Raw genomic sequence first — 12,917 nt, 5'->3', positions numbered from 1 at the left:
ATTAACGGACTTTGGCGAAATTTTTTTCGAGGAATTTGCGAAATAGCTTCCATTCGCTGCGGCTGAACAGTGGTCGCGCCTGGATCGCCAGTTCAACCCCTCGTTCGTTCAGCCCTGGATTGGTGGTTTTGTTCAGGTTGACGTTGTCCGTGTTCGCTTCCAGCTGCTGTCTGAGCCGGTCGGCTTGCTCGGGCAGGGCCAGCTTCAGCACATTCCACAAAAAGGTCCTGGGCTCATGAGGATCGCTGGCTTGTTCATAGTTGATGCTCACGAAACTAAGGTCGCGTTTCCCACTCAGCTTTGAGAGGGTCTGCCCCAGGTGGTTGGGGTCGGTGTAAGAGAAATCGGCTGTTCGTCGGAACGTGTCGAAGTGGCTTGTTTCGGGAGTGTGTCGCCCTTCCTTGAGCAGCTGGGTATGGCATGAGCGGATAAACGCTTCATGGCTTCTGCTGGCAAACAGGATGGTCCACGCGATCGAACGTTCTTCAAGACTGTCTTCCAACCCGATCATCAAGCGTTTGGTGCGCGACTTGGCATAGCGATACAAGCCCGTCCTGTGTTCCTTATTGCGAGGTTTTCTGCGTGGGGGCTCCGCAAGGCCGCTGCGCAATGTGCCAAAAATGGCCTCGAAAGACAGAACAATGGTGTGGATCGATTCCGGATGGTCCCCTGCCAGCTCAAGCAGAGTGGTTCTGGTCTGTGACGTCAGGCTTGTGGACGTTTTGCGATCCCAACGGCCCCATTGCAGGTGACGCCATAACTCGGAGCAACGCTTTTTGAAGGTCTTGGGTCCGAGATACAGCACCCCATGCTCCAGTAGCAGCTCGCGGTTGGTTTGAAGGTTCCGCTGGATGTAAGTGCTGCCGGTTTTGTGCAGCCCGCAATGCAGAACAATCCGGCTCGGTTTGAGCTGAATCACGCGACCTGCCGTTGCGGGCTGGGCTCAATACAGCCTTCCAGACGTTCGAGGGCAAGCCAGGCGCCTTCGCCGTTGTTTTTGTGGCCCTGCCAGATTTCGGGAATGAAGCTTGCCTTGGGGGCGAACTGGTCCATCAGGGCAAACAACTGGACCCAGTCGATTTCACCATCGTGGATCTGTAAGCCTTCACCATCGACGCCTTTCGCATCGGCCAGGTGCATGTGCGCAGTAAAGGGAAGGATCGCCTTGAGGAAGGTGCTGAAGGAGGCATTGAGGTGGGTGCAGGCGAGCTTGGAGTGGGACACATCCAGGCAGACGCGCATGCCCGTTTCTTGACAGAACTTTTGGATGAAGTCGGTGTCGACAAACAGGTTGTGATAGCGCTGCCCACCGAAGTGCCAGGGGAAAGGAGGCATGGTCTGGGGAATGATCTCGACTTCGCCAGCTGTGTTGATCTGCTGAAGGCTGTCAATCAGCCGTTGCCGTAGCGGTTGCAACTCAGTGCGCTCGAGATGGTGGTGCTCTGAGAAGCCACCAACGTTGGTCACCAGAAGGACGGGATCGGGGCAGTCGAAGCGACGGCGCAGGTCACGGGAAATGTCGACCACGCGCTGGAGTTCCTCAATCGAGTGACGCCGATAGTCGTGATCAGCGCTGCAGAGGTCGAGGGTGTGATCGCCTGCAAAGAGTTCAGGGGCGTGCACCACCAGGCCGAGCTGTTGTGGTGTCGGCAGCACCTGATCAAGGTTGACCTCGAGGTCCTTGTAGCTGAGGTGGATTTCAACGAGGTCGAGATTGCTGGTGGCGGAAAAACTCTCAATGTCGTGATACCTGACCGGAACACCGAAGTGATGTTGGAAGCGGTACGCGCGCGGGGCAGCGGCGGGGGTCTCGAGGTCTGAGGGGAAGAAGAAGTCCCCGGAGGTTTTGCTCACCGGCAACGTCTTCCCAATCAGATCCTCCAGACGGTTGGGCTGCAGCCCCTGCCCCGGGCTTTGGATGCCGACCATCGTTTCGGTGATCTCCATACCGGCGGGGATGTCGCAGGTCGCGACCAGGCTCTTGGCGAGTACCTCGCGGTTCATCATTTCGCCCTGGCTGATGCTGCGTTCGCCGCTGCTGCCCATCGATTCCTCCACCCGGCGGATGCCGTGGATCATCTGGGCGAATTCATCGGGCAGCAGGCTCACCTTGTGATCGTTGCCTTCCATGGAGCGATCGAGGGTGATGTGTTTCTCAATCACCACGGCGCCAAGGGCGGCGGCGGCAATGGGCACTTCGATGCCCCGCTCATGGCCGGAATAGCCCACGGGAGCCTCGGCCAGGTCACGCAAACGCTCGAGATAGCGGAGGTTGACGTCCTTGAACGGGGTCGGATAGGTGGAATTGCAGTGGAGCAGCACGTACCCGGCTCCCTCATTTTGGAGATGACGGATGCCGGAGCGGATCTCCACCTCGGAGGCCATGCCGGTGGAGCAGATCAGGGGCTTGCCTGTGGCCGCAAGGCTGGAGAGCAGGGCGTGGTTGGTGAAATCTGCCGACGCCACCTTGAATCCTTCCATCCCCCAGCGGTTGAGCTTGTCGAGGCTGGTTTCATCCCATGGGGTGCAGAGGGGTACCAGCCCCTTGCTGGCGGCGTGATCAAAGCAGCGGAACAGCTCATCGTCGCTGAGCTGAAAGCGCTCCAGCAGATCCAGGGTGTATTGGGTGCCCAGATCCGACGCCATGTCGTTGCTGTCGCCCGCATTGCGGTACAGCCGACTCATGTCCCGCATCTGGAACTTGGCGCAGTCCGCTCCCGCTGCGTGGGCTGCATCGATGAGTTGGAGAGCGGTGTCGAGATCGCCGTTGTGGTTGTTGCCGATTTCGGCGATCAGGAAGCAAGGGGCGGCATCGCCGATGCGATGGGAGCCAATTTGGAGCCCATCGGTGGCACGTCGGGCCACCGCGACAATGCGGCCATGGCTGTCCAGCAGGGGCAGCGCGATGATGCGTGAGTTGAGTAATGCGCTCAGATCACCTGCGCTGGTGCCCTCGGCAGCCGAGCGGCAGTTGGCGTTCATGGCGGCGGTGACCGGCCGGTTCAGGTCGATCTCGCCGCAACCGGCAATCCAGCGGCGGAAGTCGCCATCCGTGAGGACACCCTGGAGGATGCCGCTTTCCGAGACAACAAAAATCAGGCGTGACTGGTTGGCCGTGATCTTGCTCAGCGCCGACAGGATGCTGTCTTCCGCGAAGACAACAAACTGGGTGAAATTTCGCTCAATCAGGATGCCTCTCACCGTTCTGTCGGCCACCTGGGTTGAGTCAGTCGTCGAACTTACTTCAGATCTCTGTAAGAGATCACTAGTGCGATCTGCCGGAGCAGTGCGTTGGGCTGGCGGACAGCCCAATATCGACGGGCGACGCCGCGGTGGAGCGGGCGCATCAGGGCCGCCTGGCACAGCAGCTCCTGAGCACTGCTCCAGTCGCCAGTGGCGATGGCGGCTTCCGCTCCCAACCGCAGTTGGTTGAAGCTGGACTGGGCATTGCCCGGGTAGCCGATCGTGCTGGGGAGGGATTGCGGTGGCTGGCCTTTCTGCTCCTGCAGGGCCTGGAGCAGGGCGGAGGGGCTGAATTGCTGCCCGTAGCCCATCCAATCCAGCCAGCGCGGATCTGGGGATGGCCCTTCGGCATCAAGGGCATCCAGGTTGGGGATGGCTTCCAGGGAGCGCCACACCCCGCTGCCCGCATAAACGTGGCCTCCGTAGTCCGGTTGCAGGCCCAGATCGCTAATGGCAATCGTCCGGCAGCCGAAGTCGAGGGCGTCGAAAAAAGCTGTCGAGGAAAGGGTGGCCAGCAGCCTGGCTTGCTTCAGCAACACCGGCAGCGGGCGATAGTCCAGCCGCAAATTGGCGGGAGGCACCCCCAGGGTCTGCTGCAGGGTCGTGCTGATGTGGGTTTCGACGTCATGAAAGGTGGCGTCCCCCGGCGCGATTCGGGGTTTGATCAGCACCTCCCAGTTGGGCGAACGGATGGCAAGATCGCTGAGCAGACGCACCAGCCGGGCCCGTTCGGGGGGCGATGCGGGCATGATCACTTGCTCGGCAAACACCAGGCGCCGCGGACGCTGGGCGACAGGAACCAGGTCTGAGCTGGGGGCGTTGCGCCGCAGACCGGTGAGCACGGTGCGCTGATGTGTAAATGGGGTCCCCTCCACCAGCTGGGCCAGGGCCTCCTGATCACGCGGTCCGCTGAGGCAGATCAGGTCGTAGCCAAGCCGCCAGCTCACCCCTTCGATGAAGTGGTCCAGCACCACGCCGTTGAAACCACAGAACAGCAAGGGGCGTTTGGGATGCCGTTGCAGGGCAAGACGGATGTCATTGAGCTTGCTGCCCGTCAAGAACACGCCGATGGCATCAAAGCTCTGCAGACGCTGATCGCTCAGCAGCCGAGCCAGGCCCTGGTGGCGCAGGGTGACGTGCTGACCGAGGCGTTGCAACAACCCCTGGGGTGTTCCATCCCGTGGAATCACGTTGAGGGTCCAGTGCACGTTCAGCGCGGTCGGAGCGCCGCAGAGGGCCTCGCAGGCCAGCAGTTGGCTGTCACTGTCAGCGATCAACAGCACGTTGAGCGTGGGCCGGGTCGGTGTCGCTGTCATCTCACGTCCCGGCGGGCAAGCTCGCTCAGGGCTTCGATCAGGCGTTTCGGTCCGTCTTTGATGTCAGCGCCCATGCCATCGAGCCAGGTTCGGTTCGCCGTTGGCAGCGCGTTCACGGCATCGAGGTTGGGGATGCTGCGCAGGCGATGCATGGCACCGCAGCCGAAGAAGCCCGTCGTGTTCTGTTCATCATGGATGCCGTAGTCGCCCACGATGATTGGGATGCGGCCCCAATCCATAGCTGCCAGGCTCCAAGGGGAACTCACCGTCAGGCAGGCGGTGCAGGATCCCAGCAGTGGCAGTAGCTGGCCTGGTGAGGCTTCCACCAAGTTCTCGGCGAGGGGTGCGTCGCCTGGCATGAGCGCCGTCGTCGAGCTCCAGCTGTGGTCGCGTTGCAAGATCACGGTCCATTTCGGCCGTTGCCGCGCCCAGGTGTTGAGTTGGCGCAGCAGTTGATCGCGGGCTCCAATGTGGGTAGGGATCCTCTCTTGGATCAATGCGAGCAGCAGGGGCTGCTGGGCTGGAGCGCAGGGTGTGGTGTGGGGAAACCAGAAGCCCGTGCTGATCACGGGCGGCGTCGGCAGGCTGGTGGGCCAGTTGAAGGTGAGTGATCGAAGTTGACGGCGCTGGTGTTCGCCGCTCACCAGAAGAAGATCACAGCCCATGCGCAGCGTGAGATCGCGGATCAGGGCATCGCCCACCAACGGCACGAGTGGGCCACTGAATAGCTTCGCCGCGCGCCGACCGCGCGCGTTACAGAGGCCTTGATAGGTCTCGATGAAGTGCTGAACCTGCTCTGGCTTCTCCAGGAACAAGCCAATGGCTGAGACCTGATCCAACAGAGGGTGTGCGGGCAGATGCTGCAGATCGATGTTCAGCTGCTGTGCAGGTGTGGCCAGGGGCTGGTGTCCATGAAGTTTTGGCCCAGCCGTGATGCAGCGCTGACCCTGGTGTTCCAGCGCCTTTGCCATCAGCAAGCAGGCGGAACGCTCCAGCCCTCCGTCGCTGACCAGCAGAAGGGTCATCGTTCCCGCAGCAGTTTCGACAGCCAGCCGAACCCCACCACACTGTCCCGCAGGCTGCGCAGCATGCGCCGGGTGCGGTGCCGTTTGCGCTGGCTGGAGCGGGCGCCACCACTGCTCAGCATCCTTCGGCCCCCGTTGCGCAAGGCAGCCTTCTGCCAGTCACTGCTGCCCCAGCTCAGGGGACCATGGTTTGAGGTTCCAAGGGGTGTGGCCGGTCTGTTCAGTCGGTCGACTAAGGCCGTGATGAAGCGATCCTCACCGTCCCGCTGCAGGCCTTGCTGCTCGAGCCATTGAGCGTCATGGGTGACGTCGAAGGGGTTGGCCTTGATCGCAGCGAAGCTGGCAATGGCGCCCGAACTGGCGAAGAAGTGGTTGCCGAGGGTTTCGGTTACGCCCAGATCACCAACGATGCGTGTGCTGATCCCCATCGCCATCGATTCCATGGCGGCCGTCGAGGAGACGGTGATGGCGCAACCGCACTGGCGCAGCAGTCGGGTGGCGGGCTTGAAACTGAGGCGAAGATTCGGCTGATCGCGCGTCATCTTGTCGATCACACTCGCCATCTCCCCATGGCGCCGGTGCAGGGTGCTCTCGATGCTCGACGTTCGCGGTTTGAAGATCACGGGGTGATCGGGCCAGGCCTCGGCTAGCTCTTTGATCTGCTCACAAAGGAACCGGCGCTGTAGGGGATGCACCGGAATCGAGGGCTGTTCGAAGAACACGATCGAGGGGGTTTCCGGGGCTGATGTGCGCGGTTTTGTATGCCAAAGAATCGGCAGGCCCGTCACCACGGCATTGCTGCTGTCGAGGCCGAGGGCCTTGCGACCTCGCCCATAAAGGGCCAGATCGTCAGCACTGTTGAGACAGAGCAAGTCGGCGCCCGACCGATCCATCATCCCTTCGAGACCAAACCGGAACAGGATTCCCGGGTAAGCGCTGATGAGGCGTGGCCGTTGCTCTTGATGCGCCCAAATGTTCTGGAGTTGCAGCAGAGCATCGCGGCTGCGCTGACCATCCAGACCCAAGATCAATCCATCGACGTCCCCAGCCATGGCGCCACAGAGCTGGCGCAGATCGTTCCAGTTGTGTTTTTCAATGCGGATCTTGGGATCGATCCGCCGAATTTCGAGGCGCTGCCGCCTGGACAGGGCCCGGTTGTTCAGCTGAAGCAGCAACAGGGTGGTCTCAGCTCCCTCCCGCCGGCAGGCAGCCAGCATGGTCATCGCCAGCTTCCCGAAGGAGTCGAAGCAGGCAACGGCTGTGACCTTGCGGCCGAGGAGGCGCTTGGATTCTGCGGGCGCCATCGACTCCGACACTTTGCCGAGCAAAATTACTCGGCTTTCTGTGCCGCGATGCTGCGGCATAGGGCCAGATCGTCGGGCGTGTCGATTTCTGGCCCCATCTGCTCCAGCACCACCGGGATTGACGGACGGCAAAAGCGGCTGCCGCAGCGCCGGAAGGCGGCGACGCGCATGGCGTAGATCGCACCGGTTTCGAGAAAAGCCGGTTCCAGGTCCTGGCGGCGTTGGCGGGGTTGCTCAGGGTCGTGGTTAATGCCCCGCCCATCGGCGCGCCAGAGGAAGCCATGCCATGGGGCGACGGCGAAGCTGCTGTTGCAGCGTTCTGGGCTCAAGGCAGTCAGCACCGCATCGATTTGAGCCCCAGTCGTGAACGGGGAGGTGCATTGCAGGAAAACCAGCTCGGTTTCCAAAGGACCCTCCAGTTCCAAGACGTCGAGAGCATGCAACAGCGCCGATTCCGAACTGGCCGTGTCGCCAGCGATGGCTGCGGGGCGCCGAATGACACCCGCGCCCTCGACTTCGGCGGCTGCCGCGATGGCGTCATCGTCGGTGCTCACCACCACCCGGCCAACGCCGTGGCTGGCCTGGGCAGCACGAATGCTGCGGCAAACCAGAGGCACGCCGCCCACCTTTTGTAGGTTCTTGCCCGGAATTCCCTTCGATCCACCGCGGGCGGGGATCAAGGCCAGCGCGCCACGGGGGACTGCCATCGGTGAGGATTCAGTGCGTCCTGTCTTACCCGATGACCAGGCCTGCTGCTCTGCGGCTCGGTGTTCCTGCCCGGGGCATGCTTGCGCACCGCTCACTGCCGCAGCTGATGGCGCCGGATCGTTTGGTGCCGGGCCGTCGCCGTGATGTAGACGTGCTGCTGGCCTGGGGGCGGCGGCCCAGTGCGCTGCGGGTAGAGCACCTCGCCCGCCGTTGGGGCCTGCCGGTATGGCATCTCGAGGACGGTCTGCTGCGCTCCATGGCCAAGGGCCGGGCTCACCCACCGCTGGGTCTGCTGGTGGATGAGCTGGGGGTGCACTTCGATGCAACGGCCCCCAGCCGAATGGAGCAGTTAATCGCGGCGCCGATTACCGCGGCTGAGGCCGATCGTTCCCGCGCACTGCAGAGGCTCTGGCGCGAGCAGCGGCTCAGCAAGGTAAACCCTCCCGTGGAGGCGGAAGCTCCCCAAGAGCCCTATGTGCTGGTTGTGGATCAATCCGCCGGGGATCGATCGATCGCTCTCGGACTGGCCGATGCCAATTGTTTTCAGCGGATGCTTCAGGCCGCCTTGGTCGAACATCCCGACTGCACGGTGGTGCTGAAGGTGCATCCGGATGTGATCTCCGGCCGCGCCCGGGGCCATTTCAATGCCCGGGATCTGGCCCAGCCCCGCGTTCGCTTGAGTGCGGATGGTGGTCATCCCGCGCAGCTGCTCGAGGGGGCTCGGGCGGTGTATGTGGTCACCTCCCAGATGGGATTTGAGGCTTTGCTGTGGGGGCGCCCTGTTCACTGCTTTGGCATGCCCTTCTATGCCGGATGGGGGCTGACCCATGACCGATGTGAAGCCCCGGCCCGGCGACGCCAGGGAGCCAGCCTGGAGGCACTGGTGCATGCCGCACTGGTAGGTGCCTGCCGCTGCATCGACCCCCACCGGCATCAGCCCTGCAGCATCGAAACCTTGATGGATGCGATTGGTTTACAGCGGCGCCTGCAGAGGCAACCGCCGCGGCGATGTGTGGCCTTCGGCTTCACGCCCTGGAAACAGCGCAGTTTGCGTCGTTTCATGGCGGGCGGTCAGCTTCGGTTTCGCGCTCCATGGCGGCGGATTCCGCAGGGCGTTGATGCTGTGGTGGTCTGGGGTCGCCGCGCCAGGCCGCGGCTGCTCGAGGCCGCTGCGCGTCGGCAGCTGCCTGTGCTGCAGGTGGAAGACGGCTTTCTCCGCTCGGTCGGACTGGGGGCTGATCTGGTGGATCCGGTGTCCTGGGTGGTGGATCACCAGGGCGTTTATTACGACGCCACCAGACCCAGCGATCTGGAAACACACCTGGCAACGGGGCAGTGGGCCTCTGCACAACGGCAGAGGGCTTCAGCATTGCGTCAGCGGTTGGTGGAGGAGGCGATCACCAAATACAACCTCCAGGCCGAGCCTTGGCTTCGTCCTGCTCGTCAGCGCCGGGTGGTGCTGGTGATCGGACAGGTGGAAAGCGATGCGTCAATCCGCTATGGCGCCCCTGGCCTGCGCAGTAACCGTGCCTTGCTGGCGGCGGTGCGGGCGGCGGAGCCGGAGGCTTATCTCGTTTACAAACCGCATCCGGATGTTGTGGCCGGCCTCTGCCGTGCCGGTGCTGGCGAGGAAGATGCCGCCGAGCTCTGTGATGTTGTGCTGCCGCAGGGCTCGATTCAGCAGCTGTTCACTCAGATCGATGCTCTGCATGTGCTCACATCGCTGGCGGGGTTTGAGGCGTTGCTGCGCGGCCTGGAGGTGCATTGCTGGGGCTTGCCGTTTTATGCCGGCTGGGGACTCACCCACGACCGCGAGCATTGCGGCCGCCGTCAGCGGCCCTTGTCGCTGGACGAGCTGGTTCATGCCGCACTGATCGACTATCCCCGCTACGTCAGCCGCGACAGCGGCTGGTTCATTACGCCGGAGCAGGCCATCGACGAACTGGTGGCCTGGCGCGCCGCTCCACCGCAGCGGCGCACGCTTGTGCAGGCCCTGTTCCGCCACTGGGGCCGGCTCCGGCGCCGTTGAGGCGTGCCAGGATTTTGCTCATTCATGGGCGGGATGCAGTTTGGCCAGGGGACGGGCGCCAGCTCTAGTGCAGGTGCGGATCGACGGACCGGTTCTGCTGTTGATGGGCCCCATCGGTCTGTTCTTCGCTCGCTTCTGTCGCTACCTGCAGGGGTGCGGCATTCCGGTCACCAAGGTGGCGTTCCCCCTGCGGGAATTCGGCTTCCCGGCCGATGTCTGTGTGCCGTACGGCAAGGGCATGGAGTCTTGGCGGCCCTTCCTTCGCCGGCTGATCGAAGAGCGGGGAATACGCCACATCTTTATGTATGGCGACTTCATCATTCCCCACCGGATCGCGATTGAAGAGGCGCAGAACCTCGGCATTGAGGCCTGGGTCTTTGAGCTGGGTTACCTGCGCCCGAACTACGTGACCCTGGAAAGGGACCGGGTGAATGCTCGCTCCAACCTCAACCAGCCAGCAGCCTTCTACAGGGCGTTGCCCCAATGCGACCAGCTGCCGCAAAACATCGTGCTGGATCCGGGCTGGCGCTGGCGCAAGGCTTGGAAGGCTCCGACATTTATTCAGCACGCCTTTACCCGCTACCCGATTATTGAGGGGGAGCACAAGCTTCAGCCCTCACCAGGCTTCCTCTGGTGTCAGGTGCGCGGCACCTGGCGTTATTGGCTTTATCGCTGGCAAGAACGATCGGTGAAGCAGCGGTTGCTGGAACACCTCTCTTTTTTCCTTGCTGTTCTGCAGGTCTCGAGTGATTCGCAGATTCAGATGGGGTCGCCTTATCGCGGCATGCATGACTTCATTGAAGATGTCATCCGCTCTTTCGCCGGCCATGCTCACGCTTCCGACCATCTGGCCTTTAAGCACCATCCTCGGGATCGGGGCTACAACAACTACGCATCTCTGATCCGGCTTCTCGCCAAGCAATACGGCGTCTCGGGCCGGGTCCATTACATCCACGATGGCCCCCTCAGCCGATACCTGCGGACTTGCCGCGGGGTGATCACGGTGAACAGCACCGTGGGTCTGCAGGCTTTGTTCCATGCGGTGCCCACCAAAACGATGGGGAACACCTTCTACAACTTGGAGGGGCTAACGGATCAGAAACCGCTCAATGCGTTCTGGTGTGATCCTCAGCCCAGTGATCGAGCTCTGTTTTATCGCTTCTACAACCATTTGGTGCTCACCACGCAGGTGAATGGAAATTTCGATGGAGATTTCCCCTTCCGCACCACGTTCCCGATCGGTCCGGAAGCCCGTCAGCTCCCCCCCAGCCCCAGACTTCCGATCCCGAAATCAGGGACGCTGAGTAATCCCGTGCTGTTGCTCGGGCGACTCATGGCACGGCTGGCTTGGGCCGCTCTGGGTTTCACGCTTTACGGGTTGCAGCTGCCGGCCATGCTGCTGCGACGACCGGACTGGGCAGCAGCCTTGATGACCCTGGCGTCCTCTGTGGCTCTTCGGGCCCTGGGCATTCAGGTGGTGGTGGATGACAGCCAACCCTCGGAACCGGCCGACATTCCCTTAGTGCACATCTTCAATCACCGCAGTCCCTGTGATGGCCTTGTGACTCAAGGGGTTCTGCGCTTGCCGGGCTTGACCACCGCGCAGCTGCACCTGCGCTGGGTGCTGCCCGGTTATGCCGCTGCCGCGCGCAACGCAGGCTCGGCTGTTCTGGACCATCGCCAGCCCCAGTCCCGCCTCGCCGGGATGATGAGTGCCTCAACCTTGTTGAGGGATCACGGCGAAATCATGATTGCCCCCAACGGCTCGCTTGTGACGCCGATTGAGGAGCGGGTGTCGCCGAGTGCTTTCATGCTCGCCCAGCATTACGGCGGCCGGGTGGTGCCGTGGTTCTTTAGCTACGACGGATTGGAGGGCGCCGTCGGCGCTCGCTACAAACCGCTGCAGCTGTTGCTGGGTCGTTTGACAGCGCCATTGGGCACGATTTACTGCCGCCGTGGGCGGGCGGATGATCTCCAGCTGCCCGCTGACCCCCGAGACCGGGAGGGTTTCAGCGCTGCTGTTCAGCAGTACTACCGGGAGCAGACAGCACAAGGCTGATGTTGTGTCCGCCGAAGCCAAAGGCGTTCTTGAGCATCAGTCGTTCGGCACCTGAGCCAGAAAGCTCGACTGGCCCTTGGCTGGTCACGGCGAGCTCCACTTCAGGGTCGAGAGGATCGGAATTGATGCTGCGGGGCAACGTTCCCTGCCGAAGCGCTTGCAATCCAAGAATTGCTTCGACGGCTCCCGCGGCTCCAAGCAGATGCCCCAGCTGCCCCTTGGGTGCAAAGACCGGGATGTGATCGGCGGCAGAGCCCAGGCTGCGCCGCAGCGCTCTTGCTTCGGCGAGGTCTCCAAGGCTGGTGCCGGTGGCATGGGCCTGGACGGCACAGAGATCGCCAGGCTCAACTCCAGCCCGACGTAGGGCATCCTCGATCGCCAGGCTGGCCTGGGTGCCCTGAGGTTCAGGCGCCACGATGTGATGGCCGTCACTACTGCTGCCGCAGGAGAGTTGCCAACCCAGGGCAGCACCGCACGGGGTGTCTTCCTCCCGCATCATCGCCAGCACTCCGGCACCCTCTGAAAGCACAAAACCGTCCCGGTCTTTGCTGTAGGGCCGAGAGGCCTGCTCAGGGGCATCATTACGGGAGGAAAGGGCCCGCATCGCGGAGAAGCCCACGAGCCCCAGTCGGTTCACCGGTGCTTCGGTGCCGCCGGCCAGGACGAGATCGGCCCGCCCATCATTGAGCAGCATCTGGGCCAGCATCATGGCCTCGGCCCCCGATGCGCAGGCCGAAACAGGGGTGTGCGCACCACCATGCAGGCCCAGGTCGATTGCGACTTGGCCGGCCGCTGCGTCGGGGATCAGCATCGGCACGGTGAGGGGATTGACCCGGCTCGGTCCTCCGGCGGTCAGCTGGGTGTGCTGTTCATGCATTGTGTGGAGCCCGCCGATGCCGGTGCCCAGCACCACAGCCACGCGCGCAGGATCAATGCCTCCGATGGCTGCGGTGGCCATGGCCCAGGCCTCCCGGGCGGCAAGAAGTCCGAGCTGGGCGCAGCGATCGGAGCGGCGCAGCAGGAGCGGCTCCAGGGACGCTGTGGCGGCATCGGGCACGCAGCCCGAAATGCGTACCGGCAGATCGTCGCTCCAGGTTGCGGTCAGGGCGCGGATGCCGGAGCGCTCTGCTAAGACGCCATCCCAGGTTGATCCTGCGTCACAGCCCAGGGGTGAGACTGACCCCCAGCCCACGATCGAAACACGCTGGGAGAGCTGTTGCAGCGCTGCCACGG

General features: G+C 62.8%; 9 protein-coding genes. 2 read left to right on the top strand and 7 right to left on the bottom strand.

The window, feature by feature from the left end:
* Position 1 precedes the first annotated feature (1 nt).
* Genes DXY29_RS02020 through DXY29_RS01995 form a run of 6 tightly spaced genes read right to left on the bottom strand, consistent with a single transcriptional unit; the run spans position 2 to position 7,595 of the window.
* The gene (locus DXY29_RS02020) at positions 2 to 919 is read right to left on the bottom strand and encodes a hypothetical protein (protein WP_115022457.1); all 918 of its coding nucleotides are present in this window, start codon (positions 917 to 919) and stop codon (positions 2 to 4) included.
* Positions 916 to 3,201 carry an N-acetylneuraminate synthase family protein gene (locus tag DXY29_RS02015; RefSeq protein ID WP_170952093.1) on the bottom strand — a complete coding sequence of 762 codons (2,286 nt, stop codon included), beginning with the start codon at positions 3,199 to 3,201 and terminating at the stop codon, positions 916 to 918. Before DXY29_RS02015 ends, DXY29_RS02020 begins: the two co-directional genes overlap by 4 nt.
* 38 nt (positions 3,202 to 3,239) lie before the next feature.
* Complete coding sequence (locus DXY29_RS02010) at positions 3,240 to 4,559, bottom strand: DUF6716 putative glycosyltransferase (RefSeq protein WP_115022456.1); 1,320 nt, start codon at positions 4,557 to 4,559, stop codon at positions 3,240 to 3,242.
* Complete coding sequence (locus DXY29_RS02005) at positions 4,556 to 5,584, bottom strand: DUF6716 putative glycosyltransferase (RefSeq protein ID WP_115022454.1); 1,029 nt, start codon at positions 5,582 to 5,584, stop codon at positions 4,556 to 4,558. The genes DXY29_RS02010 and DXY29_RS02005 overlap by 4 nt, the downstream gene beginning before the upstream one ends.
* Positions 5,581 to 6,888, bottom strand: a complete 1,308-nt coding sequence (locus DXY29_RS02000; protein WP_115022637.1) for a DUF6716 putative glycosyltransferase — start codon at positions 6,886 to 6,888, stop codon at positions 5,581 to 5,583. Before DXY29_RS02000 ends, DXY29_RS02005 begins: the two co-directional genes overlap by 4 nt.
* Positions 6,889 to 6,914: 26 nt before the next feature.
* Positions 6,915 to 7,595, bottom strand: coding sequence for a cytidylyltransferase domain-containing protein (locus DXY29_RS01995; protein WP_115022452.1), 681 nt, complete (start codon positions 7,593 to 7,595; stop codon positions 6,915 to 6,917).
* Positions 7,596 to 7,627: 32 nt separating this feature from the next.
* On the opposite strand from DXY29_RS01995, the gene DXY29_RS01990 reads away from it, so the two are divergent.
* On the top strand, positions 7,628 to 9,625 hold the full coding sequence (locus DXY29_RS01990) for a capsular polysaccharide biosynthesis protein (protein WP_115022450.1): 1,998 nt from the start codon (positions 7,628 to 7,630) through the stop codon (positions 9,623 to 9,625).
* Positions 9,626 to 9,665: 40 nt separating this feature from the next.
* Positions 9,666 to 11,684, top strand: coding sequence for a capsular biosynthesis protein (locus DXY29_RS01985; RefSeq protein WP_115022448.1), 2,019 nt, complete (start codon positions 9,666 to 9,668; stop codon positions 11,682 to 11,684).
* Here the strand turns inward: DXY29_RS01985 and DXY29_RS01980 are convergent.
* Positions 11,635 to 12,915, bottom strand: a complete 1,281-nt coding sequence (locus DXY29_RS01980; protein ID WP_244279280.1) for a beta-ketoacyl-[acyl-carrier-protein] synthase family protein — start codon at positions 12,913 to 12,915, stop codon at positions 11,635 to 11,637. The two genes, DXY29_RS01985 and DXY29_RS01980, sit on opposite strands and share 50 nt — an antisense overlap.
* Positions 12,916 to 12,917 lie beyond the last annotated feature (2 nt).

This window comes from Synechococcus sp. UW69, from assembly GCF_900474185.1.
In the GTDB taxonomy this organism is placed as follows: domain Bacteria; phylum Cyanobacteriota; class Cyanobacteriia; order PCC-6307; family Cyanobiaceae; genus Parasynechococcus.
Note: the sequence above shows the minus strand (reverse complement) of the source record. Positions and strands in the feature narration are given on the sequence as shown.